Origin of the sequence: Collinsella sp. Sow4_E3 (genome assembly GCF_052116285.1) — a bacterium.
Taxonomy (GTDB): domain Bacteria; phylum Actinomycetota; class Coriobacteriia; order Coriobacteriales; family Coriobacteriaceae; genus Collinsella.
In genome coordinates this window covers 1-24,748 of the sequence record NZ_JBQKLJ010000002.1, presented here as the reverse complement: position 1 = coordinate 24,748, position 24,748 = coordinate 1, and the positions used below count along the sequence as shown (strand labels likewise).

Annotated in this window: 23 protein-coding genes and 1 tRNA gene; 22 read left to right on the top strand and 2 right to left on the bottom strand. The window is 59.5% G+C overall.

Annotation, left to right across the window (positions count from 1 at the left end; translation table 11 throughout):
- The first annotated feature begins 341 nt into the window (after nt 1-341).
- Complete coding sequence (arcC, locus tag ACTQ48_RS02075) at nt 342-1,304, top strand: carbamate kinase (RefSeq protein ID WP_006235166.1); 963 nt, start codon at nt 342-344, stop codon at nt 1,302-1,304.
- Nucleotides 1,305-1,615: 311 nt separating this feature from the next.
- Here the strand turns inward: arcC and ACTQ48_RS02070 are convergent, their stop codons facing one another.
- Complete coding sequence (locus ACTQ48_RS02070; RefSeq protein WP_441548422.1) at nt 1,616-2,248, bottom strand: C39 family peptidase; 633 nt, start codon at nt 2,246-2,248, stop codon at nt 1,616-1,618.
- Nucleotides 2,249-2,971: 723 nt separating this feature from the next.
- Between ACTQ48_RS02070 and ACTQ48_RS02065 the strand changes: the two genes are divergently transcribed.
- The 14 genes from ACTQ48_RS02065 (at nt 2,972) to rbr (ending at nt 17,307) form a co-directional block, all read left to right on the top strand.
- The gene (locus ACTQ48_RS02065) at nt 2,972-4,423 is read left to right on the top strand and encodes an APC family permease (RefSeq protein ID WP_441570009.1); all 1,452 of its coding nucleotides are present in this window, start codon (nt 2,972-2,974) and stop codon (nt 4,421-4,423) included.
- A gap of 131 nt (nt 4,424-4,554) precedes the next feature.
- On the top strand, nt 4,555-5,832 hold the full coding sequence (locus ACTQ48_RS02060) for a metal-dependent hydrolase family protein (protein WP_154518625.1): 1,278 nt from the start codon (nt 4,555-4,557) through the stop codon (nt 5,830-5,832).
- 117 nt (nt 5,833-5,949) lie between these two features.
- A complete protein-coding gene (locus ACTQ48_RS02055; protein WP_427728891.1) occupies nt 5,950-7,335 on the top strand; it encodes a sensor histidine kinase in 1,386 nt (461 codons plus the stop codon).
- Between the two features lie 39 nt (nt 7,336-7,374).
- Nucleotides 7,375-8,109 (top strand): LytR/AlgR family response regulator transcription factor, encoded by a 735-nt coding sequence (locus ACTQ48_RS02050; RefSeq protein ID WP_154518631.1) that lies wholly within the window; start codon nt 7,375-7,377, stop codon nt 8,107-8,109.
- Between the two features lie 92 nt (nt 8,110-8,201).
- Nucleotides 8,202-9,146 (top strand): zinc dependent phospholipase C family protein, encoded by a 945-nt coding sequence (locus tag ACTQ48_RS02045; RefSeq protein WP_154518634.1) that lies wholly within the window; start codon nt 8,202-8,204, stop codon nt 9,144-9,146.
- Between the two features lie 101 nt (nt 9,147-9,247).
- Entirely contained in the window at nt 9,248-10,507 is a 1,260-nt protein-coding gene (locus ACTQ48_RS02040; protein ID WP_441015550.1) for an MFS transporter, read from the top strand.
- Between the two features lie 170 nt (nt 10,508-10,677).
- Nucleotides 10,678-11,865 (top strand): glycosyltransferase, encoded by a 1,188-nt coding sequence (locus ACTQ48_RS02035; RefSeq protein ID WP_441570008.1) that lies wholly within the window; start codon nt 10,678-10,680, stop codon nt 11,863-11,865.
- Nucleotides 11,862-13,205: a histidine kinase gene (locus ACTQ48_RS02030; protein ID WP_441570007.1), complete on the top strand. Its 1,344-nt coding sequence runs from the start codon at nt 11,862-11,864 to the stop codon at nt 13,203-13,205. The genes ACTQ48_RS02035 and ACTQ48_RS02030 overlap by 4 nt, the downstream gene beginning before the upstream one ends.
- A 72-nt stretch (nt 13,206-13,277) precedes the next feature.
- Nucleotides 13,278-13,994, top strand: coding sequence for a LytR/AlgR family response regulator transcription factor (locus tag ACTQ48_RS02025; protein WP_154518646.1), 717 nt, complete (start codon nt 13,278-13,280; stop codon nt 13,992-13,994).
- A gap of 94 nt (nt 13,995-14,088) precedes the next feature.
- Nucleotides 14,089-14,556: a YfcE family phosphodiesterase gene (locus tag ACTQ48_RS02020; RefSeq protein WP_154518649.1), complete on the top strand. Its 468-nt coding sequence runs from the start codon at nt 14,089-14,091 to the stop codon at nt 14,554-14,556.
- Between the two features lie 268 nt (nt 14,557-14,824).
- Nucleotides 14,825-14,902, top strand: a tRNA-Asp gene (locus ACTQ48_RS02015).
- A gap of 339 nt (nt 14,903-15,241) precedes the next feature.
- A complete protein-coding gene (locus tag ACTQ48_RS02010; protein WP_154518481.1) occupies nt 15,242-15,727 on the top strand; it encodes an RrF2 family transcriptional regulator in 486 nt (161 codons plus the stop codon).
- Nucleotides 15,728-15,748: 21 nt separating this feature from the next.
- On the top strand, nt 15,749-16,654 hold the full coding sequence (locus ACTQ48_RS02005) for an adenine glycosylase (protein WP_441540418.1): 906 nt from the start codon (nt 15,749-15,751) through the stop codon (nt 16,652-16,654).
- Between the two features lie 113 nt (nt 16,655-16,767).
- On the top strand, nt 16,768-17,307 hold the full coding sequence (rbr, locus tag ACTQ48_RS02000; RefSeq protein ID WP_154518486.1) for a rubrerythrin: 540 nt from the start codon (nt 16,768-16,770) through the stop codon (nt 17,305-17,307).
- Nucleotides 17,308-17,546: 239 nt separating this feature from the next.
- Here the strand turns inward: rbr and ACTQ48_RS01995 are convergent, their stop codons facing one another.
- Nucleotides 17,547-17,732: a hypothetical protein gene (locus ACTQ48_RS01995; RefSeq protein WP_154518490.1), complete on the bottom strand. Its 186-nt coding sequence runs from the start codon at nt 17,730-17,732 to the stop codon at nt 17,547-17,549.
- Between the two features lie 26 nt (nt 17,733-17,758).
- Between ACTQ48_RS01995 and ACTQ48_RS01990 the strand changes: the two genes are divergently transcribed.
- From ACTQ48_RS01990 to ACTQ48_RS01960, 7 genes are all read left to right on the top strand, one after another.
- Nucleotides 17,759-18,181 (top strand): hypothetical protein, encoded by a 423-nt coding sequence (locus tag ACTQ48_RS01990; RefSeq protein ID WP_441570006.1) that lies wholly within the window; start codon nt 17,759-17,761, stop codon nt 18,179-18,181.
- A gap of 123 nt (nt 18,182-18,304) precedes the next feature.
- A complete protein-coding gene (locus tag ACTQ48_RS01985; protein WP_441540419.1) occupies nt 18,305-18,835 on the top strand; it encodes a DUF6036 family nucleotidyltransferase in 531 nt (176 codons plus the stop codon).
- Nucleotides 18,832-19,395: a transcriptional regulator gene (locus ACTQ48_RS01980; RefSeq protein WP_154518499.1), complete on the top strand. Its 564-nt coding sequence runs from the start codon at nt 18,832-18,834 to the stop codon at nt 19,393-19,395. Before ACTQ48_RS01985 ends, ACTQ48_RS01980 begins: the two co-directional genes overlap by 4 nt.
- A 51-nt stretch (nt 19,396-19,446) precedes the next feature.
- The gene (locus tag ACTQ48_RS01975; protein ID WP_441041721.1) at nt 19,447-20,802 is read left to right on the top strand and encodes a DNA recombination protein RmuC; all 1,356 of its coding nucleotides are present in this window, start codon (nt 19,447-19,449) and stop codon (nt 20,800-20,802) included.
- Nucleotides 20,803-20,929: 127 nt separating this feature from the next.
- The gene (locus ACTQ48_RS01970) at nt 20,930-22,732 is read left to right on the top strand and encodes an ABC transporter ATP-binding protein (RefSeq protein WP_441570005.1); all 1,803 of its coding nucleotides are present in this window, start codon (nt 20,930-20,932) and stop codon (nt 22,730-22,732) included.
- 62 nt (nt 22,733-22,794) lie between these two features.
- Nucleotides 22,795-23,457, top strand: coding sequence for an endonuclease III (gene nth, locus ACTQ48_RS01965; RefSeq protein ID WP_427796176.1), 663 nt, complete (start codon nt 22,795-22,797; stop codon nt 23,455-23,457).
- Between the two features lie 159 nt (nt 23,458-23,616).
- Nucleotides 23,617-24,748 (top strand): InlB B-repeat-containing protein (locus ACTQ48_RS01960; protein ID WP_441570004.1); only part of this gene is annotated, 1,132 nt, incomplete at its 3' end.

Genomic DNA, 24,748 nt, shown 5'->3' with positions numbered 1-24,748 from the left:
GCTATGTTATTGCAGGGCTGCATACTCGTCTTATAAATGTATAGAATCTCGTATAGTGCAAGTAAGATATTGCGCTGTCTGTTTTGTGTTTAGCAAAGATATAGTTTGCATAATCTGGTCTAATCCCTGCTCTATCAAAATAAAGTCGCACGTAAATAGCTTAGATATGCTTGAGCTGGGCATCTTTACGCTGAACGGGTAAAAACGACCGTTCACCGTTCAACTGTTTTCAAAATGAATAAAATGAGCGATAAAGAGAATATAAACCTTAATAAACTCGCGTATTGCACGGACGTGGGTTATTAATGGGATGTAGGCCTTTTACAGAAAGGATTCCAGCAATGTCTAAGCCTCTTGGCAAGCCCGATCGTATTGTCGTCGCCCTTGGCGGCAACGCCCTCGGCAACAACCCCGTCGAGCAGATCGAGGCCGTGAGCAACACCGCCCACGCACTCCTTGGTCTCATCGAGCAGGGTAACGAGATCATCATCACCCACGGCAACGGCCCGCAGGTCGGCATGATCCAGAATGCCTTCGCCGCCGCCCACGACGCCATCGGTACCCCCGAGATGCCGCTGCCCGAGTGCGGCGCCATGTCCCAGGGCTACATTGGTTATCACCTGCAGCAGGGCATCGGCCGCGAGATGCACAAGCGCTATAAGCGTTGGCACGCCGCCACCGTCGTCACCCAGATCGAGTGCGATCCGGATGATCCCGCGTTCAAGAACCCGACCAAGCCGATCGGCCCCTTCTACACCGAGGAGCAGGCCAAGGAGTTCATGGCCGAGGATCCCTCCAAGGTCTTCGTCGAGGATTCCGGCCGCGGCTGGCGCCGCGTCGTCGCCTCCCCCGATCCCAAGAAGATCGTCGAGGCCGACTCCATCCTCAACCTGCTCGACAACGAGTTCATCGTCATCGCCTGCGGTGGCGGCGGCATTCCCGTCGTCCGCGACTACGAGAACAAGGGTTGCTACAAAGGCGTTCCCGCCGTCATCGACAAGGACTTGGGCGGCGAGCTGCTGGCCGAGGACTGCGACGCCGACGTTCTGTTCCTGCTGACCGCCGTTGAGCATGTCGCCATCAACTTTGGCAAGCCCAACCAGGAGGAGCTCGAGGACCTCACCGCCGACGAGGCCGAGCGCCTGGCCGACGAGGGCCAGTTCGGTAAGGGTTCCATGGAGCCCAAGGTCCGTGCTGCCATCAAGTTCGCCCGTTCCCGCAAGGGCCGCACCTGCATTATCGGCGCCCTGGACAAGGCCGCCGAGACCATGGCCGGCCTCTCCGGTACCCGCATCCACGAGTAGTCTCTACTCTGTTGCCTCTCTTGTGGGCGCCAGGCAAAGCGCCCACAAACTAGCCTCTCTTCATGAGCCCCGCAGTCCGCTCCGACTGCGGGGCTTTTGCTATTGAGGTGGCTGTTCATGAGAAGCGCTGAAGACCGCAGAAACCCGGCACTTGGGGACGTTCCTTTTCTGCCGGCATCTTGGGACAGTCCTTTTCGGCAGCGCGAGCGGTCGTCTGCAAAGACCGTCCCCAGTGGCTAGTCATTTAATGGCTGGTCATTTAAGTCTGTCCCCAATGACTAGTATTGGCCATTTAAGTCTGTCCCCAATGACTAGTAGTAGGCCCACATGGTTTCGATTTCGTTGAGGACTTCTACGACGCCCCAACGGCGGGCGCTACGGCTGGGCGAATTGGGATCGTAGACACCGATTTGGTCGGCGTCGTCAATGCCGTAAAGCACGATGTAATGACCCACGTTGGTAAACGTGCCGGGACGCACGACGGCGATTACGGGAGCACCCGAGCGCAAGGCCTGGGCCATCGAGTCTCGGTCGTTGTAGAGCTGCGTCCCGTTAAGCCCCAGCTGCGCGGCGCCGCTCGTCATAAACGACCACTCGGTGGCACCGGTGGGGGCATAGTTGCCCGCCTCGGAAAGGGCGCACATATCGACCGGCGTCATATCGGTGCGCCCCGTTTTAAAGATGTAGATCATGGTGAGGCAGGTGGGTCCGCAGCCGTTTTGGCGGATAGTTCCGCCGGCGTAGGGCAGCTCCGACCATGCGGGGTCGATCTGGTAAATATGCGGCATGGTGCCGGCACTCCACTGCGAACGTGGGGTCGAAAAAGCAAACGAGTAGCCGGGTGCGACTGGGGCTTTGAGGAGCTTTTCCTCGGCGGTGGGCTCTAGGCCGGCAGAGCCATGCGAGGCACACGACCCCAGATACACAAATGCCAGACATGCCATGATGGAGCACAGGGCAAGACAGAGACGATGAATCTGCGGATTGGCGGCCCGGCCGCGTCCCAGCGGCCGTGGCTGCTTTGCGCCGCGTCCGCCGCGGGGCTTCGAAAAGAAACGGCTGATGTGATTGTCAGACTTTCGCCGATCGATTTTCTGCCGCCGAGGCACTTCGGCCCGGCGTTGACGGGTGCCCGAGCATGGGCGACCCGCCTGACGCGTGCTGGTATTCTGCAGCATAGACGACGAGGGGCGATCCTGCGGACGCTGCGGCCCGTCGTTGTCAAAAACACTCCTGGATGCTGGCGTGGTACGCCCGGCAAGGCGAACGTTTCGCTGTCGTTCGCCGCCGTTGTATTCGTATGCCATTTGCACCGCCTCGTCTCATGTATAACCCGTCCATCCTACAAAAAAGACGTGCAGCAAATGAGGACATACACCAAAACCTCGGTAAGCGGCATGGACGGGAGCGAGCCTGGCGTCATAAAGCGACGCCCTCCGCGAGCGATTGAGTCGCGTCATCAAAACGGACGCCCGCACCGAGTGGCGCCCCTCGCCGTTCGTCCCAAAAACGGCGCCGCTCGTTTTGCAGTTCTGCCTTCGGTCGAGCTACGAGTGGCGTTGCTGTGCCAAGGCCGTATCTTAAAGCCATGAAATAAAAAGTGCACGGCAAAACAGGCCGTGCAAGGGGTGACGCCAAGGGGCGTCAAAAAGGAAAGGAGGGGAACAATGGCGGACAAGAACGCAGAAGTTGCAGTCGAGGATACCGGCGGCATGAAGAAAACGCTTTCGCTCTGGAACTTCTTCACCATCGGTTTCGGTGCCATCATCGGTACCGGTTGGGTTCTGCAGGTCGGCGACTGGATGGTCGTGGGCGGCGGTCCCGTTCCCGCTATGATCGCATTCCTCTTGGGTGCAATCTTCCTCGTGCCCGTCGGAGCTGTTTTCGGTGAGCTTACGGCTGCTATCCCCATCTCGGGCGGCATCGTCGAGTATGTCGATCGTAGCTTTGGCCGTACACTGAGCTACATTACCGGTTGGCTCCTGGCCCTGGGCAACGGCATCCTGTGCCCGTGGGAGGCCATTGCCATTTCGACTCTCGTGTCCGAGATGTTCGGTAGCCTGCCCGGTCTTGAGTGGCTGCGCGCCATCAAGCTCTACACCATCCTGGGCGCCGACGTTTACCTGTTCCCGACGCTGATCGCGCTCGGCTTTGCAGTCTACGTCATCTTCCTCAATTTCCGCGGTGCCAGCTCGGCCGCCAAGCTCCAAGCCTTCCTGACCAAGGCCCTGCTCTGCGGCATGCTACTCGCCATGGGCGTCTCGCTGTTCACCGGCTCGCCGAACAACGCCATGCCTGTGTTCTCCCAGGTCGCCGGTGCTGGCGGCGGTAAGGCCGCCACCGAGGGCACCAGCCTGTTCGCCGGCATCGTGTCGGTCCTGGTTCTGACCCCGTTCTTCTACGCCGGTTTCGACACCATTCCTCAGCAGGCTGAGGAAGCAGCCGAGGGCCTTAACTGGAACAAGTTCGGCAAGATCATCTCCCTGGCCCTGCTGGCCGCCGGCGGCTTCTACATGGTCTGCATTTACTCGTTCGGCACTATCCTTGACTGGCATGAGTTTGTTAAGAGCCCCGTTCCCGCGCTTGCCTGTCTTAAGGGCATCAACATGCTCCTGTACCTGGCCATGCTCGTCATCGCCACGCTTGGACCCATGGGCCCGATGAACTCCTTCTACGGCGCCACGAGCCGCATTATGCTCGCCATGGGCCGCAAGGGCCAGCTGCCCGAGAAGTTTGCCGAGGTCGATTCCAATTCCGGCGCTCCCAAGCTCGCCTGCGTCGTTCTGGCCATCATCACCGTCGTCGGTCCGTTCCTGGGCAAGAACATGCTCATCCCTCTGACCAATGTGTCGGCTCTCGCCTTCATCTTCTCTTGCGGCATGGTCGCTCTTGCCTGCCTGCGCATGCGCTTCACCGAGCCCGACCTACCTCGTCCCTACGAGGTGCCCGGCGGCAAGTTTGGCATCTGCCTCGCCATCGCTGCCTGCGCCATCATCATCGGCCTGCTCGTGATTCCGTTCTCTCCCGCCTCCCTCAACATGGTGGAGTGGAGCATCGTGATCGGCTGGTTGGCTATTGGCCTGGCTCTCATGGCTTTCACCAATTCCCGTAAAAAGTAACGCCTAACCGGGGCGGATTGGGTGCGCGGTGCCCTCTCTCCCGCGTACCGAACCCGGCATCACTTGGGTAGCTTTGTGAGGCCTTAACCCGACACGGCCTCACCCACTATATGGATCCATAAGGAGGAACCATGTCCACTAAGTATGCAATCGTTGGCGGCAAGCTTATCGACGGTACCGGTGCCGAGCCGGTCGAGAACTCCCTCGTTCTCGTCGACGACAACGGCAAGATCGAGTACGCCGGTGTTATGCAGGACCTTCCCGAGGGCGTTGAGGTTATCGACGCCGCCGGCAAGACTGTCCTTCCCGGCCTGATCGACACCCACCTGCACTTCTCGGGCAACCTGACCGACGATGACACCGATTGGGTCATGCAGCCGCTTCTCGAGAAGCAGGCCGTCGCCGTCAAGCAGGCCTACGACTGCCTCACCCACGGCCTCACCACCGTCTGCGAGATCGGCCGCTTTGGTATCCAGATTCGCGACTGCATCGACAAGGGCGTCTTTAAGGGTCCGCGCGTTCTGGCCACCGGCCTCGGCTTCTGCCGTGTTGCCGGTCACGGTGACTCCCACCACTGCACCCAGGAGCTCAACAAGGAATCCCATCCCTGGGGCGACCAGGTCGACGGTCCTTGGGATCTGCGCAAGGCCGTCCGTCGTCGCCTGCGCGAGAACCCCGATGCCATCAAGATCTGGGCTACCGGTGGCGGCATCTGGCGCTGGGACTCCGGTCGCGACCAGCACTATTGCTCCGAGGAGATCCAGGCCGTGGTCGAAGAGGCCAAGATGGTCGGTATCCCCGTGTGGAGCCACTGCTACAACAACCACGCCGCCGCCTACGATTCCGTTCGCTTTGGCTGCGAGCAGCTGATTCACGGCTTCGATATCGATGAGCGCACCATGGACCTCATGGCCGAGCAGGGCACCTTCTTCACCCCGACGATCGCCTTCCTGCCCACCTGGTACGCCACCTATCCTCCCGTCTACGTCCCCGAGCTGCACGACAAGTACGAGGGTACCCTGGTCGAGAAGGAGCTGCAGCGCAACTATGACTGTCTGCGCGAGGCCAAGAAGCGCGGCGTCGTCATGACGATCGGCTCTGACTCCTTCTCCTTCGTCACCCCGTACGGCACCTGCTCCATCGAGGAGATGTACGAGTTCGTCGACAAGATCGGCTTCACCCCGGTCGAGACCATCACCTGCGCCACCCTCAACGGTGCCAAGATGTGCCACATCGAGGACGAGACCGGTTCCATCGAGGCCGGCAAGTGCGCCGACCTGCTGGTCGTCAACGGTGACGTCGCCGCCGACATTCACGTGCTCAACACCGACAACATGGACGTCATCATGAAGGACGGCTGGATTGTCGAGGCCGGCACCTTCGGCGAGCCAAACAAGTACAGCGCCTAAGCTACCGTTAGTCGATGGCTGGATGTAAAACACAGTTTTTGATTGCATAATGCAATGGAGAGGGTCGCTTGCGGCCCTCTTTATTGCTATCGGTGCTACGGACAAGAGGGGATGACGGTGGATCTCAATAGGCTGATTCTGGGCAAGAGTTACAACTCTACCAAGGTCTTTCGTACGGCCCAGCATGTGGTTCAGGCCATCCTACTCGGTGTTGTCGTTCCGGCGCTTATCTTGCTGCTTATCTGGGATTTAACCGATAATCCCAATCCCGTTCCAGGCGTTGTCGTTATTGCCGGCCTGGTCATGCTGTGCTTCTTCTTCTCGTATGTCTTTGTGGTCCCCGATGACCTCACATCGAGCGCAACCGACCGCACGCTCGCCATCGCATCAAAAATATTTGCCTACACGTCGCGCGGCCTTACGCCCGAAGCGGCCCTGGGTGCCTCTAAAATCATCCTGTCCGAGACCATCGCTTCTGCCATCTGCTTTACTGACGGCAGGCAGGTGCTGGCAAGCTGGGGCGAGGACTCGGCAAAGTGCCCTGCCGGAACCCCGGTAGTGCTCAAGACCACGCTCAACGTGATTGAGACGGGCGAGCAGAGCGTGTTTTCGCGTGATGCGTCCAATGAGACGGGCGGCTATTTTCCCCGTCTGCGTGCCGGTATTGTCGCGCCGCTTAGCGTGCGTGGTCATTGCGTGGGCACACTCGAGCTGTATTACCCTCGCCTGAGCAGCATCGATATGCGCCAGACGGCGCTTGCCTCGGGTTTCGCCGATCTCATTTCCACGCAGCTCGCCAGCTTTGAGCTCGAGCGCCAGGATGAGCTCACGGCCCGCGTTGAGCTCCGCGCTCTGCAGTCGCAGGTCGATCCGCATTTTCTATTCAATACCATTAGCACGATCGTTTCGCTCGTTCGAACCGAGCCCGACAAGGCGCGATCGCTGCTGATCGACTTTTCCAACTACTATCGTCAGACGCTTTCTGACTCCGATACGCTCACCACGCTCGAGCACGAGGTGGAGCAGGGCACCCGTTATATCAATCTTATGCAGGCCCGGTATGGCGACGGCCGTCTGCGCGTTTCGGTCGACATCGACTTTGAGGTGCGCGACAGCCTGGTGCCGCCGTTTATCTTGCAGCCGCTGCTCGAAAACTGCATCAAGCATGCGCAGCGCGAGACCGAGCCGCTTTCCATTCGTGTTAGGGCTTTTGAGACCGATGACGGCTTGGAGATCATCGTCGAAGATGACGGCATCGGTATGAGCGAAGAAGTCTGCGCGCATCTGTTTGAGCAGCATCGCCGAGAGGAGCCCGAAAGCATTACCGCCGACGGCTCCGTCAAGCGAGGCTGCGGCCTGGCGCTCTTCAACGTGCTTCAGCGCATCCATTTCTTTTACGGAGAAGATTCTGGCATGCGCGTGAAGTCCCAGGAGGGCGTGGGAACGCAGGTCATCGTTGAGTTGAACGGCGAGCCGCATGAGCCGGCGCCGCTAACGGTGTAGCACGCGGTTGGATTGAGAGAAAAAAGAGGGGAAGCGCATATGTCCGAAGGCTGGAACATCTTGGTGGTTGATGACGAGCCTCCAATTAGGGCTGAGCTACGTTATCTGTTGGAAAAGGATGCGCGTGTGGGCCAGATTGCCGAGGCGGGCAATGTCACCGAAGCCGTGGAATCGATTCTGTCGAACAAGCCCGACGTGCTGTTTTTAGACATTACCATGCCCGGTCGCTCGGGAATTGAGCTTGCCGAGACGCTTCAGAACCTAAAGACACCGCCGGTCGTGGTGTTTGTGACGGCATTTGCCGAGTATGCGGCCGATGCCTATAACCTCGATGCCGTCGATTACATCGTAAAGCCGGTCGAGGATGCTCGCCTGTCAAAGGCACTCGATAAGATCGAGACCGCCCTGGGCGCACGCCGTGTCGTCCATGCTCCGCGCCAGCCTTTGCGCCTGACGGTGGATCGTGGGGGTAAAAAGGTGTTCATTCCCGTGGCGGATGTCTGCTACTTTGAGGCGCGCGCCGATTTTTGCAACGCCGTCTGCGCCGAGGGAACATATCTGATCAATGAGTCGATTTCATCGCTCGAGCGGCGCCTGGCCTCCGAGGGCTTTATCCGTGTCCACCGCAGCTATCTGGTCAATTTGGAAGACGTGCACAATGTCGAGATCGGTTCTACGGGTCTTATGGAACTCAGGCTCGATCGCGTAACCTCGACGGTGCCCGTGTCCCGTCGTCGCGCTGCCGAGGTTAAGGCGCGCCTGGGGCTTGTGTAGACGGTCCGCATGCCATCGTTTGCCGACGCGGGTTTGGCATGGCCGCGCGGTGGGCATAATGGGTGACATCGAATGAAATCGAAAGGATCATTATGCCTGCGCTTATTACGCATCATCTGTTTGGCGAGGAAAGCATCGATCGTCTGCCGCAGGGCGTCATTACGTCCGACGAGGAACGCATTGCCTTTATCCTGGGCAACCAGGGTCCCGACCCGTTTTTCTTCCACATCCTGACGCCGCGCGTTTCCGACTGCACGCTGCTGGCACAGGCCATGCATCGCTCGCGCATGTCGCGCCAGTTCTCGTGCCTGCGCGACGGCGTGTCCCATTTGCTCCCGCGCGATGCCAACTTGGGCCGCGCCTTTGCGCTGGGCCTGCTGTCGCACTACGTGCTCGACCGTAATGCCCACCCCTTTGTCTACGAGCAGCAGTTTGGCATTGTCGAGTCCGATCCCGAGCTGGGGGATTCGGGCAGCCAGGTCCATGCGGTGCTCGAAAGTGACCTGGACGTGTTGATGCTGCAGCTCAAGCGCGACGGGGCCACGGTCGAGGACTATCCGCCGGCGGGCGAGATCGTCACCACCGACCGCATCAATCGCGTGGCCGGCGTGCTGATGAGCTATGTTGCCGGGCGTGTGTACGGTATCGATATCCCAGCGGGGGAGTACGGTGCCGCCGTTGCCGACATGCAGCTGCTCTATCGCGCCATTGAACCGGCGGGCTCGGCCAAGACGCGTGCAATTGCCCTGGTCGAGGGCCTAGTACACGACTACTCCCTGCTCGATGGCCTTGCTCACCGCGTGACGACCGAGCCGCCCGAGCGCACCGGCAATCTGGGCCATCTGACGTGGAAGAATCCCTTTACCGATGAGGTCTCGAACGAGAGCTTCCCCGAGGTCTTTGACCGCGCGCTGGTCGATTACGAGTGCACGGTCACCCGCTTTATCGAGACCGGCGATATGGAGGCCGTGACCAACCACGTCAATTACAGCGGTCGCGTGCTCGGCGCTGACGAAGAGTTCGACCGCGAGGAGTAGGGCTCGTGCGTGTCCCTTTGCCGAATCCTTACCGGTGCCTCTGTGCAATTGGGGTACGATGAACTGACTGCATATCGGGCGAATACGAAGGGTCCCTGTCCATGAAATACACCAAGCTCGAGCGTAACTGGGTTATGTACGATGTGGGCAATTCGGCCCTCGTGCTGCTCAACACCTCGGTGGTGCCCATCTACTTTAACGCCATCAATACCGGTGCTTCCTCGGCCGACCTGGTGGTCGCTTGGGGTAGCGCGCAGACGATTGCCTCGCTGGTCATTGCCATGCTCATGCCCATTCTGGGCGCGCTTGCCGATTACGCCGGCAACAAGATCAAGTTTTTCTTGGGCTTCTTCCTCACGGGCTTGGTGCTTTGCCTAGCGCAGGCTATCCCAATGTCCGCCATGGCATTTTTGACCGTGTACGTGCTGTGCACCATCGGCCTTAACTCTTCTATGACGTTCTATGACGCCATGCTGCCCGACATTACCACCGACGAGCGTATGGACGCCGTGTCCAGCTCGGGCTATGCCTGGGGCTACATCGGTTCCACCGTGCCGTTCATCATCTGCCTGGCGCTTATCATGGGTGGTCCCGCTCTTGGCGTCCCCACCATGCTGGCAACGCGTCTGTCGTTTGTCATCACTGGTGCCTGGTGGCTCATCTTTACCCTGCCGCTCATTCGCACCTATAAGCAAAAGTACGGTCGTGAGCGCGGTCCCGAGGACACCATCGGCCACATCGTGGGCGGCGTGTTCTCCGAGGTCGTACACACCATGCGCGAGATCGCCCACAACAAGACCGTGCTGGTCTACATGATCGCGTTCTTCTTCTACATCGACGGTGTGCACACGGTCATTTCCATGGCAACCAGCTACGGTTCGGCTCTGGGCATCGACTCGACCCAGCTGGTACTGGCCCTGCTCGTTACACAGTTCGTGGCCTTTCCGTCCGCTATCATCTACGGCAAGCTCGCCGGACGCGTGGGCACGCTCAACATGATCCTGGTGGCGGTCGCCGCCTACATGGGCATTGTGCTGTTCGCCGCGTTTTTCCTCAAGACCGCCTTTGAATTCTGGGTGCTTGCCATTATGGTCGGCCTGTTCCAGGGTGGCGTGCAGGCACTCAGCCGTAGCTACTTTGGCCGCATCATCCCCAAGGAAAAGTCCAACGAGTACTACGGCTTCTTTGACATCTTTGGGCGCTATGCAAGCGTTATGGGCACCTTTCTGGTGTCGGTCGTCACCTCGCTGACTGGCAACCCGTCGCTGGGCGTTCTTTCCATTGCTGTGCTGCTGATCGTTGGCTTTATGCTGCTGGCCCGCCTGTCTCGCATGACTCGAGCGGCAGAGCATGCCGCATAGGAGCGAGCGGCTATTGTGCCTGTCCGCGGTACTCTTTTGGGGTTATCCGCAATAAACATTGCGACTTGCGAGCAATGATTTGCCCAAGTGGGTATGATGGAATCAGCTAGGTCGCGGGGCGTCGCCTGTGTTTGGCGGCGCCTCGTTTTTGTGTTGCAGGGAGGGAAGGCATGAACGCCACAGTTGTGATTCCAACATATTGGGCGGGCGATGATGCCCATGCAAACGCTCCCGGTGTCTATGACCACTCGACGAAGCTCAACGCCGCCAATCCCGAGCTCGATCGCTGTCTTGCTTCGCTCGAGCAGGTACGCGATATTCCGCGAATCATCCTTTTGGTGGTCTGTCCCATCTCGGCCACGGCGGATGTGTCGAAGCGCGTACGCGAAATCGTCGACGCGCACCCTACGCTCAAAGTTACCGTAGTCACCAATACCCAGGCATCGCGTATCGCCGACCGCGTAGCGCAGATTGCGCCCAAGGGTTCGGGAGAATGCGTGAGCCTGCGCGGCTATGGCGCCATCCGCAATATGGGACTTGCCTGTGCCGCCGTGCTGGGTCACGATGCCGTCATCTTTTTGGATGACGACGAGACTGTCATCGATGCCGACTTTATGAAACGCGCGACTTACGCGTTGGGGCAGCAGACGCGTCAGGGCCTGCCGATCTTGGTTAAGAGCGGCTACTTTTACGATCGAGACGGATCGCCGCTGGCCCCCACGGACAAGGTGGGCATCTGCCACCGTTGGTGGACCAAGCGTATCGAGTTCAATCGCTGGATGAAAAAGGCGCTCTCGGGTACCCGTATTTCGCGTTCAAACTATGTGTGCGGCGGCCTTATGGCCCTCCATGCCCGCGCCTTTACCCGCGTGGCATTTGACCCGTTTATCACTCGTGGCGAGGACCTGGACTACCTCTTTAATATGCGCATATTTGGCTACGACGTATGGTTTGATAACGAGTGGACCGTGCGCCATCTACCGCCCGAGTCCGAGAAACGCTCGCCGCGCTTTATGCAGGACGTGTACCGTTGGTACTACGAACGTGCCAAGCTAACGTTTGCCGCGCATCAGAAAGAGCTCATTCCCGTTACAGCCGCGTCTCTCATGCCCTATCCGGGTCCGTGGATTTCGCGCGAGCTTGACGATCGCGTGCGTAAGACTGCCATGGTCCGCAGCATGTTTACCCGCGAGCACGAGGGATACCTACGCATTTGGCGCCACGGTATTGACGAGGCCAGGACCTACGCACGCCAAAACGCCGCAAGCTACCTGCGTTTCCAGAGCTTCTGGCCCAAGATTATGGATGGGCTCTGGCGTGACGCCCAGCTGACCAGCATCCTGGAGGGGACTGAATGATCGACCGCCGCGCCCAGCGCGATAGTTCAATGTCAATCTTTCGCATCATTGCCGTATCCTGCGCCATTTGTGTGCTGGTGTACTTTGTTTTTGCCCTGGCGACTGGAATCGATCCAATCGCGACCGTGGTCGCCTGTACGCTGCTATGCATCTTCCTGTGTATCTTTTTCTTTTTGACGCTCAATCCCGATTCGGTTCGCTCGCAGTACACCGAGGAGACGCTCTCGGTGGCCTCGGCCATGCTCGAGGACATTAAAGGCGGTCTGACGCAGGAGTCAGCACGTCTGGTGTGCCAGCGCATTTTGCCCGAGACACGCGCCATGACAGTTGCCGTTACCGACGAGAGCAACGTACTGGCCTGCGCGGGCGAGTTTGAGGAAAAGCTGCTGCCCAATTCTCCCATTCGTACGCTCGTCACGCGCTACGTCATCGAACACGGTATCGTCCAGTCGTTCAACCGTGTGGTGGACGTGGTGGGTTCGGATGGCTCACACAACCAGGTCCCCGCTGGCATCATCGCACCCATCAAGGTGGGCGACCGCACCGTCGGCACGCTCAAGTTCTATTACAAGACCCCGCGTGCCGTCGACCGTACCCAGTATGCGCTCGCCTCGGGTTTTGCCGAAATCCTGTCCACGCAGCTCGCCATTCACGAGCTCGAGGTGCAAAAGGAGCTCACGGCCCGTGCCGAGGTGCGTGCCCTGCAGGCGCAGATTAACCCGCACTTCCTGTTCAACACGCTCAACACCATCGCATCGTTTACGCGTACCGACCCGCTGCGCGCCCGCGAGCTGCTGCGCGAGTTCTCCTCGTTCTATCGCGCAACGCTCGACAATTCGGGCTCGCTCATTCCCGTGTCGCGCGAGGTCGCACAGACCAAGCGCTACCTGACGTTTGAGAAGGCGCGCTTTGGCGAGGATCGCGTGCTGGCGACCTTTGACGTGTCCGAGGACGTCGAGGACACGCTGGTTCCGGCATTTGTGATCCAACCGATTGTCGAGAACGCCGTGCGTCACGGCATGGGTGATGCCAGTGCGCTGAAGATTGACGTGACGGTGCGCAGGGATGGTGACGATGCGATTTTGATTTCGGTGGCCGATGACGGTGTGGGCATGGACGAGGGCATTGCTGCCAGACTGTTTGACGAGCGCTCTGCCCGTCCCGACGCCAGCTCCCCGCAGGGTGGCGGCGCCGGCGTTGCCATGCACAATATTTCGGAGCGCATTCATCGCTTTTATGGGCCGCACTCCTATACGCGCGTCGAATCGGCGCCGGGTAAGGGCGCTAAAGTGCTCCTACATCTCGATTTGTCGGAGAGCATCTTCGACATTCAAGAGTAGAATAATTGGTCACGGGCTTAACGCCGGTTGGCGTATGCCCGATGTAGTTTGTTGACGAAAGGTTTTATCCCCATGCTGCGTGCGATGATTGTGGATGATGAGGCCCCGGCCCGTTCGGAACTTCGCTTCTTGCTCGAGCAGACGGGCAAGATCGGCACGATCACAGAAGCGTCGAGCGTTCGCTCCGCCATCGAGATGCTTATGGAGAGTCGCGTTGATGTCGTGTTCCTCGATATTTCGATGCCTGGCGCTTCGGGTCTGCAACTTGCCGAGGCGCTGCATAAGCTTAAGAATCCGCCGGCGATCGTGTTTGTGACCGCGTACAGCGATCATGCGGTTGAGGCGTTTGATGTGGATGCCGTCGACTATCTGATGAAGCCGGTAGAGGAAGCCCGCCTGGATCGTGCAATCGAGAAGGTCATGCAGCGCACGAAGCCCGTTGCGGACAGCAAGGTGACCATCGAGCGCATCCCGGTGGAGAAGGGCGGCCGCAAGGTGCTCATCCCCGTGGACGACATTCGCTTCATTATGGCCAAGGACGATTACTCCTGTATCTATACCGTCGACGACCGTTTTTTGTCGACGACCTCGCTGGCACAGTTCGAGGCCAAGCTCTGTGATTTTGGCTTCTTCCGCGTTCACCGCCGCTATATCGTTAACCTGGCGTGTGTTACCGACGTCGAGACGGTTCCCTCGGGCGCTATCCAGCTGGGCATTACGGGCGTCGACGAACGCGTACCGGTTTCGCGCCGTCGCGTCGTACCGCTCAAGAAGGCCCTGAGCCTCTAGCACACCGGCCCCGCAGCCCTGTAGACCAAAATCGTCTGCGGAGCCGCGGGGCTTTTTGTATGAACGCACCAAATCGTTTAGCGGAAGGGATCCCATGAACAGTGCAAGCGCCAAGCGTATCGACATCATCTCGGACACCCACGGTTATCTGTCGCCCGCGCTTTTAGATGAGTTGAGCGGCGCGGACCTGATTATCCATGCCGGCGATCTTACGTCGGAGATGGACTACGAACATCTGCGAACCATTGCCCCCGTGCGAGCGGTTCTGGGCAATAACGACTACTACCGTGATTACGGCCCCGAAGTGGACCGTCTGGCGCTCTTTAGCTACGAGGGCCTTAAGTTTGCCGTAGCCCACTACCGCGAAGACCTCCCGGTGGGATCCGTGGACGTAGCCATCAACGGTCACACTCACGTAACCAAAGAGGCCCAGGTGGGCCGCTGCTTGGTCCTCAACCCAGGCAGCGCCAGCTACCCCAGGGGCACCCGGGGCCCCACCATGGCCAGAATGCTCGTCAAAGACGGCAAGGTCTTAAGCGTCAAGTTTATTGACTTAGATTAACCGCAACAAAAACGGGGGATGCACAATGCATCCCCCGTTTCCATTTGAGCCAAAGGCCGAGCTTCAACAAGAACAATCAGACCAACCCCGCCGAGGAGCACGCGGGCTAGCCGCGCAGCGGCGCACGCCCGCAAAACTGGTTGAACATAGTGACGGCAGGGAGGGTCTCAAAAAATATTTTCAAAAAAGTTGTTGCGCGGCGAACAGACTTCTGTGTATACTAATCCCCGCAGCGCACGCGAGCGGAAACAAACGCGAACGACTGCCTGGGGAGTTAGCTCAGTTTGGTTAGAGCGCCGGCCTGTCACGTCGGAGGTCGCGGGTTCGAGCCCCGTACTTCCCGCCAACGCAATTAAAGCCACGTCTTCGGACGTGGCTTTTTGCGTTTAATAGGACAACCGCTCGGCCGTCCCTTTCATTCTGCTCCTTGTTTCCGAGATGCGGAAATGAATTAAGTATATCGGTTTAAACAGGGGGGTTTGTTGCGCAACACTCGTTCAATGAAACAGGGGGTTAGGTTATACTAAATTCCACTGCAGGCCTAATCTGATGCAATTTGCTTTGGATTCGACCTTCAGCGGACATCTAATTCACTATTTGGTTGTCCCGGCGGTTATTTAGCGTCTCGACGTAAGCTCGGCCCCGGAGCCCGTTCGAGCTGTTCGTATTCCTTGAAAGGGGAAACATGGACATATCGAGGAAGACTGATTATGCCCTCCGCATGCTTGCGATGCTTGCCGAGGAGCCGGAGCGGTTGCTTTCTGTTCGCACTGCTGCCGAAGAGGTCAATGTTCCGTATTCGTTTGCCCGTTCGATCCAACACGGTTTGGTTCAGGCCGGTATTGTGGAGAGCCTGCGTGGCGTCCACGGCGGTATGCGTCTTAAGGTCAACCCGAGCGAGGTCACTATCCGTCAGGTCGTCGAGGCCGTTCAGGGCCCTATGGTTATGAATGATTGCACGGCACTCGATGGCGACTGTGCACGCAGGGGCACGTGCTGCTATCATCCCCTGTGGGCTGGGGCCCAGGCGCTGATGCGTGACTACCTCGATTCCGTTTCGCTGGACGATGTCGTCGCTCGCCGCCAGTTCCCCGCCGTCGATCCCAAGTTCGCCGACCGCGACGCCTTTCCCGAGTATGCCGTTTGCGCGTGTGCTTGCCGGGAGGAGTAGCGCCGCATAAGGAGCATAGCTATGATTCAGGACCCCTTTCGTTCGATGATTCGTTCGGAAGGGGTTCTGCGTTATCGCGACCTTCCGTGGCGCCGCACACGCGACCCGTACATCATCTGGCTTTCCGAGGTCATGCTGCAGCAGACGCAGGTTCCACGCGTAGAGATGCGCATGCCGGCATGGCTCGACCGCTTTCCGACCGTGCATTCTCTCGCCCAGGCCGCTCCTTCTGATGTTTTGGACGCTTGGCAGGGTATGGGCTACAACCGTCGTGCTTTGGCGCTCCATAAGGCCGCGCAGCGACTCGTGGAGGACTGGGATGGGGAGTTTCCGCGTGATACATGCGACCTGGTCGCGCTGCCCGGTATTGGGCCCGCAACGGCGCAGGGCATTCGGTCGTTTGCGTTTGATCTTCCGGGAGTGTACCTGGAGACCAATGTGCGCACGGTCTTTCTGCATCACTTTTTTCCTGACGTTCCGTCTGTTCCCGATCGCGAGCTGGTGCCGTTGATCCAGGCGGCCTGCCCGGCGGCGCCCGGTACGGCGGCGGATGAGGCCGCTCCCTTTGCCGTGCCGCTCGACGATGCCGATACGCCGCGCGCGTGGTATTACGCGCTGCTGGATTACGGCGCGTATCTCAAAAAGACGCTGCCCAATCCGTCTAGGCGCTCGGCGGGCTATAGCCGCCAGTCCAAGTTTGAGGGCTCGCGTCGGCAAAAGCGTGCCCATATCGTGCGCATGCTGCTTGCAGCTCGCGACGGACAGCCGGCGGGCATAACGCTTGTTGAAGCTGTTGCAGGCGTTAACAAGATGGAGGCCGCAGCGGGTCGCGAACCGGTTGGTTGCGATTTTATTGCGGGCATTCTTGCCGACCTGGAGCGCGAAGGCTTTTGTCGTGCCGAAGGCGAGCGCTGGCTGAGTGTGTGATGACGCAAATTTGCAGGACAGGATAGTAAGGTTTAGATTCTCGGCATGAGGGTATCCTAAAGACTATGCCGCTCAAAGTCTGTGGGCGGCGCGTATTGAAGGGAAGTACACCTATGGATTTTGAGAATTCTCAAACCAAGAAGAACCTCGAGACCGCTTTTGCCGGTGAGTCCCAGGCGCACACCAAGTATCGTTACTATGCATCCAAGGCCAAAAAGGACGGCTACGTTCAGATTTCGAATATCTTTGCCGAGACGGCGGGCAACGAGTCCGAGCATGCCAAGCTGTGGTTTAAGTACCTGCACGACGGTGCTGTTCCGGATACGCTGGACAACCTGCGCGATGCCGCCGCGGGCGAGAACTACGAGTGGACCACGATGTATGACGAGTTCGCCAAGACCGCCGAAGAGGAGGGTTTTGCCGAGATTGCCGCGAAGTTCCGTGGCGTTGGCGCTGTCGAGAAGGCTCACGAGGAGCGCTATAACAAGCTCGTCGAGCGCATTGAATCGGGCGAGGTGTTTGAGCGCGAGGGCGTAAAGGTGTGGAAGTGCCTGAACTGCGGGCACCTGCATGTTGGTGCCAAGGCGCCCGAGGTGTGCCCGGTTTGCAACCATCCCAAGGCGTACTTTGAGGAGCAGGTGGTGAACTACTAGCGCTTGGCGCTGGCTGCTGCGGAGCGCGGGGCGGGAGGCCGGATTGCCTTCCCTCCCCGCTCACGGCTTCGCAGGGTCGCGTTGAGGGAAGGCAATCCGGCCTCCCTCCCCGCGCCCCGGCGTTGGGTCGTTGCGTGCTCGCTACAGAAAAGCTGATTAGAAGTTTGCGTGCCGCCCCTTTTGGGGCGGCACGTTTTTGTTTGGGGTCCCTGTCTTCACAATTTCCGTCAAGCTTTTGGTTAGGTTTTGGTCGGATGGCGCAAGGGCGAGAGGGCAAAAGATTGCTGGCGAAAAAAGCTCAAAGAAAGTGCTGGTAGGGGAGTTGTTGAACTTTTCGACAGTTTTCTGACAAAAGAATCTTTGCGGCTATTGCCGCGGATTTCGTTGCCGCGGCCGCGATGGTGCGGGATGCTGGGCGCAAGCATCGAATGCTCCTATTGAGGAGGCCAACATGGATCTGTTTCTTGAGACCCCGCAGCAACAAACCGAGCGCATGCTGCGCCAACAGCAGCGGCTTATGGAGATGCAAATGCAAGGGGCAGCCGTCCAGCCTCCTGCGCAAAACGCCGCGCCCGCGGTATCGTCTGCGGGTGAGGTGGACCCAGGAGCCTATTCCGTACAACAAGATTCATATGCGCAGGAGCTTGCGTTCGACAAGCGTCGTGCGCGTCGCCGTCGCTGGGCCCAGCGCCTGCGTACGCTGGCGATGATCGTGCTGATCCCGTTGGGACTCGCGGCAATCTTCTTGGCCTCATATGCCCTTACGTGCATTCTCAACGGCGCTTCGCCCAGCGAAGTGCTCCAACATTTAACAGCTCTCGGCCAGCGCCTGGGCGATGTCGTAACAACCATCCGCGCCGGCTGGGAGAGTTAGCGTTTGTCACATTAGGACTTCTAGGGTGCAGGGATTATCGCCACGAGTAGAATTCTTGCATCCTGTGGGTCCTGTCGTGCGACTGAATAGTATTATTGATGATAATTAATAATAGGATTTGCTATGCATAAGCAGGATTTAGAACAGACTCTTTTGGGTATTGACGAAGAGGCGGAGCTGGAAATAGGTCCAAGAGACGATAGACCGAGCGTTGTATTGGTGGGAGGGAGCGCCTTCATGCTTAACGATGTGACGAATCGGTCGGTTACACATGACATTGATGTGTTTGAGGCAGACAGGTGCCTCCGCGAGATCATAGCTCGATATCCCGAGGTGAATGGTATGGCGGTGGCATATTGTAATCAGATGCCATTCAATTACGAAGCTCGTTTGATTCCCTTGGATATTGGGGCGCGTTTTATCAGGTACTTTACGCCATCCTTGGAAGACCTAGCGGTAATGAAGCTCTATGCCTACCGTCCGAACGACATCGTCGATCTTCATAGCCAGGCATTCGTCGACCGACTTGATTGGGGACTGCTCGAACGGCTTATATTCGACGAGGGCGAGGCGCTGGCGTCGTCGCCTTCGGAGCGGAGTTATCAAGAGATGGTCTGCGCATACAGGCAATACAAAAAGGAGGTGCTCGGTTGAATCTGACCTTTGAGGGATTCTTAAAAGGCTATTGCCGAGAGCTATCCGGACAGCAGTCGCTCAGCTTTAGAAAACTGGTTAAGCAGGCGACGACGGTTGCGCCGCGCGTGGCGGAGCCCCTGTTTTTGCTCGCTTTGGCGCAGGGTAAAGCCGAATACGTTCTGGGCTTATCCGAGGGTTCGTGGATGGAAGAGGATTACCGAGGAGTTTTGTCCTTGTACGCCCAAACGGGTAGCCTGGCATCTCTATGCGCCGAGGACAAACTCCCTAATCGTTATGCCAACGTTTGGCGTGCGTATAGAGCGGTGAAGGAAAAGCCAGTGGCGGACAGAAGGATCAACGCTCTGATGCGAAAAAGAACGTTGGGAGCGCTAGGGGAATCGGGCGTAACGCGCTACGGTCTCTGCCGCGATTTGAATCTGAATAAGGGAAACGTGTACGCATACTTAGCCGGCGATGACTCAAAGGTGAGCAGGGAGACGGCGCGCCGCATTATGGAATATGCTGAGGAGAGGGGCGCCCAAGAAGGGGCCGGGCGCCCGGTGCGTGTGGCGGGGTAAGATTGATCGCGGTTTTGATTGATGTTCGATTGGGTTTGTTGGGCGGAGTCTATGTCTGCTGTTGATATTGTGCTGGTCGTGATCGCCTTGGTAGCGGTAGGAGTGGCTGTGGCTTGCGCCCTGCAGCTCAAGGGCCTTCGCGCCGAGCTGCGAGAGCGCAGCGATGGCGGTGCGGAGGCGCTGGCGGCACTCGAGCAGGCTAACAACGCGCTCGATGCCCTGAACGTTGCGCTGGCAGAAACCCGCCGCACGGCCAATGCCATCGCGCAGCAGCAGACGACAGATGCGGCCGTGGAGCAGCAACGCTACCTGAACATCGCACGCGAGTTTTCGCAAGCTGGTGACCGGATGGATGACCTGCGCCGCGAGACGGCCCAACAACTCGGTGCCAACCGCGAGGGCATCGAGCACCGCCTGGACAAGGTGCGCGAGACGGTCGATGCCCAGCTGGGTGCTATCCGCAAAGACAACAACGTGCAACTCGATCAGATGCGCGCGACGGTGGACGAGAAGCTCTCCCGCACGCTCAACGATCGCCTGTCGGCATCGTTTAAGCAGGTGAGCGACCAGCTCGAGGCCGTGTACAAGGGCCTGGGCGACATGCAGTCCATCGCCACCGGCGTGGGCGACCTTAAGCGCGTGCTGGGCAACGTAAAGGCGCGCGGCATTTTGGGCGAGGTGCAGCTGGGTGCAATCCTGGCGGACATCCTCACGCCCGACCAGTATCTGGAAAACGTCGCCACCAAGCCCGGCGCCTCGGAGCGTGTTGAGTTTGCCGTCAAGCTGCCGGTAGACGAGGACGATCCCGTGCTGCTGCCGATCGACTCCAAATTCCCGGGCGACGCATATGAGCATCTGCTCGACGCCCAGGAGTCGGGTGACGCTGAGGCCGTCGCCGCTGCGCGTAAGACGCTCGACGCCATGGTCAAGCGCGAGGCCAAGGACATCTGCGAAAAGTACCTGAGTGTGCCGGCAACGACCAACTTTGGCATTATGTTCGTGCCGTTTGAGGGGCTGTACGCCGAGGTTGTCAGTCGTCCGGGACTTATCGAGACCCTGGGTCGCGACTATCACGTCAACGTTGCCGGCCCTAGCACCATGGCGGCTATCCTTAACAGTCTACAGATGAGCTACCAGACGTTTAGGCTGCAAAAACGCACCGATGACGTGCTGCGCGTGCTTTCTGCCGTCAAGGCCGAGCTGCCGCGCTATCAGGCGGCGCTGCGCCGCGCCCAGCAGCAAATCGAGACCGCGGGAAAGACGGTCGAGGGCATCATCACCACGCGCACCAACGTCATGGAGCGCAAGCTCAAGGACATCGACGCGCTGGAAGACGCCGACCAAGCTGATGAGATCTTGGGACTCACGCCCGCGGGCCTTCTCACAGATCAAGAAGACGAGGAATAATTACAACAAGACGGTGGGGCGCCGGCGCAAACGCGGGCACCCCGCTGCTTTTCGCATCGTGCCTGCCTGAAGTGCGCTTTAGTATGCAACAATGACGTTTAGCCCCGCCAGATGTGAAAGGAAGCCCATGTCACAGAGAAGCACCAGTCCGCTCAAACGCTCAACCGTGCGCCGCACGCTACAGCGTTTTTGGGACGTCACGCGCACGCAGCCGCTGATCGTCTTTCTCTCGGTGCTCTCGTCGGCGGGCTACATCTTTTTGCTCACGTTTGCCAACACCTACGTGATGGCGCTTATCGTCGACCGCGTCCAGGCCGGCCCCGTGGCGGGCGACCGGGTGTTTGAGGTCTTTGGCCCCTACATTCTGGCGCTTGTGCTCGTTAACCTAGTGGGCCAAATCCTCTCCAAGCTGCAGGACTACACCGTCTACAAGCTCGAGATTGCGGGCAACTATCACTTGGCGCGCCTGTGCTTCGACACGCTCTCCAATCAATCCATGACATTCCACACCAGCCGTTTTGGTGGATCGCTTGTGAGCCAGACGAGCCGTTTTATGAGCGGCTACACGGGGTTGGTGGACGTGACGGTGTATTCGCTCATTCCCACTATCACCTCGGTTGTCTGCACGGTAGCGGCGCTCGCTCCGGTGGTGCCGACGTTTACCGTGATCCTGGTGGGCATTATGGTCGTCTACATCTCGTTTGTCTGGCTCATGTATAAGCGCATCATGCCGCTTTCGGCCGCGACGTCCGCCGCGCAGAACAAGCTGTCGGGCGTGTTGTCCGACGCGGTCACGAACATCCTGGCCGTCAAGACCTGCGGGCGCGAAGACTTTGAGCGCGACCTGTTCGATGCTGCCGACCGCGCCGCGCGCGACGCCGAAACGGTTTCGATGCACGCCATGATGCAGCGCAACTTTACGACCTCGGGCCTTATCGTCATTACCATGGCCGTGGTGAGTGTGTTTGTGGCGGGCGGCAACGCGTGGTTTGGCATCTCGGCCGGCGCGCTCGTCATGATCTTTACCTATACGTACAACCTCACCATGCGTCTGAACTACGTAAGCTCCATGATGCAGCGCATCAACCGCGCGCTGGGCGATGCGGCCGAGATGACGCGCGTGCTGGACGAGCCGCGTCTGGTGGCAGACGACGAGAACGCTCCCGAGCTCAAGGTGGGCGAGGGAGCGATTGATTTTGAGCACCTGAGCTTTGCATACCGCGACGCCGCGGCGGGCGAGAGCGTGTTCGACGACCTGACGCTCCATGTGGCGGCGGGTCAGCGCGTGGGCCTGGTGGGCAAATCGGGCTCGGGCAAGACGACGCTCACCAAGTTGCTGCTGCGCCTGGACGACGTACAGGGCGGTCGCGTACTCGTGGACGGTCAGGATGTCTCGCGCTGCACGCAGCAGAGCCTGCGCCGCCAGGTTGCCTACGTGCCGCAGGAGGCACTGCTGTTTCACCGCTCCATTCGCGAGAACATCGCCTACGGCCGCCCCGATGCCACCGACGAACAGATTCGCGAGGCGGCCCGCTTGGCCAATGCCCTGGAGTTTATCGACCGCCTGCCCCGGGGCTTTGACACCATGGTGGGCGAGCGCGGCGTTAAGCTTTCGGGCGGCCAACGCCAGCGCGTGGCCATCGCCCGTGCCATCCTCACCGACGCGCCGATTCTGGTGCTCGACGAGGCGACCTCTGCCCTGGATAGCGAGTCCGAGGCGCTGGTGCAGGAGGCGCTTGAGAACCTGATGCGTGGCCGCACCTCTATTGTGGTGGCACATCGCCTGTCCACCGTGGCGGCGCTCGACCGCATCGTGGTGCTGGCGGACGGCGAGATTGTCGAGGACGGTACGCATGCGCAGCTTGTCGAGGCAGGCGGCGAGTACGCAAGCTTGTGGGGCCGCCAGACCGGCGCATTTTTGGAGGCGTAAAGACCCCATACGTGGGACAATCGTGCCCATAGGTAATTATGCCGCCAATCCGAGGAGTCGTTATGCCACGCGAGACCAATGCCGCCAAGCGCGAGCGCGCCGTTGAGGTGTGCGAGCGCCTTAACCGTCGCTATGGCCCGGTTGAGTGTTTTTTGGACCACGAGAATCCCTATAGGCTGCTCATAGCGGTGTTGCTCTCGGCGCAGACGACCGACGCGCAGGTCAACAAGGTGACGCCGAAGCTGTTTGCCCAGTGGCCCACGCCCGAGGCCATGGCGGGGGCGAGCGTTGCCGATGTGGCAGATACCATTAAGTCGCTCGGCTTCTATAAGAGCAAAGCCAAGCACGCCGTGGAGGCCGCACAGATGATTGTCGCCGATTACGGCGGCGAGGTGCCGGCCGACATGAAGGAGCTTGTCAAGCTGCCGGGCGTTGGGCGCAAGACGGCGAACATCGTGCTCAACGTGGGGTTTGGCATTGTCGAGGGCATCGCGGTCGATACGCACGTCAACCGCATCGCGCACCGTCTGATGCTGAGTCCCAAGACGCACGCCAAAGAGCCGCTCAAGACCGAGCAGGATCTGCTCAAGATCTTGCCGCACGAGTATTGGGAGTCGGTCAACCACCAGTGGATCACCTTTGGCCGCGAGATCTGCGATGCCCGCAAACCTAAGTGCGACGAGTGCCCGCTGGCAGATCTTTGCCCCAGCGTACGGATGGTGTAATAGCTTTTTGCAAACTTTTTTGCAAAAAAGTCTCAAACCTTAGATATAGCTTGGTTGCGCAACCTTTTGAGTTTTTTCTCGGCTTGAATTAACCATGCAATTCAGATGTCTTCTTTCGCGAAGTGGTCGCGGAGAAGCAAGTCGGGAAAGGACGACCACATGAATAGGAAGCTTAACGCTGCTATCACAGCCGGTCTGAGCTTGAGTATGGTGCTTGGCTCTACGCCGGTTGCTGCTATCGCGGCGGAGACTACTCAGGACACAAGCGGGGAGGCGGCGGCTGCGGCTGCCACTGGCGTCAAGGATGTCCTCTACTTCGCCAACGGCGGTGTGTTCGTCGACGGTAATGTGACGCTCCAGGGCGTTACTGATTCCGACGGCGTCGCCCGCCAGCCCCTGGCCCCGACCCGCGAGGGCTACACCTTCGCCGGCTGGACCTACGACCGCGAGGGCACCGACCCGGTCGACTTCAGCAAGCCGCTGGTCGGCGGCGGCGACCGCGCTACCCTGTTCGCTCAGTGGACCGAGGATAAGGGAGCTGACGTTGACGAGAACAAGAACGTCAAGGATGTCCTCTACTTCGCCAACGGCGGTGTATTCGTCGACGGTAATGTGACGCTCCAGGGCGTTACTGATTCCGACGGCGTCGCCCGCCAGCCCCTGGCCCCGACCCGCGAGGGCTACACCTTCGCCGGCTGGACCTACGACCGCGAGGGCACCGACCCGGTCGACTTCAGCAAGCCGCTGGTCGGCGGCGGCGACCGCGCTACCCTGTTCGCTCAGTGGACCGAGGATAAGGGAGCTGACGTTGACGAGAACAAGAACGTCAAGGATGTCCTCTACTTCGCCAACGGCGGTGTATTCGTCGACGGTAATGTGACGCTCCAGGGCGTTACTGATTCCGACGGCGTCGCCCGCCAGCCCCTGGCCCCGACCCGCGAGGGCTACACCTTCGCCGGCTGGACCTACGACCGCGAGGGCACCGACCCGGTCGACTTCAGCAAGCCGCTGGTCGGCGGCGGCGACCACGCTACCCTGTTCGCTCAGTGGACCGAGGACAAGGGAGCTGACGTTGACGAGGACAAGAACGTCAAGGATGTCCTCTACTTCGCCAACGGCGGTGTATTCGTCGACGGTAATGTGACGCTCCAGGGCGTTACTGATTCCGACGGCGTCGCCCGCCAGCCCCTGGCCCCGACCCGCGAGGGCTACACCTTCGCCGGCTGGACCTACGACCGCGAGGGCACCGACCCGGTCGACTTCAGCAAGCCGCTGGTCGGCGGCGGCGACC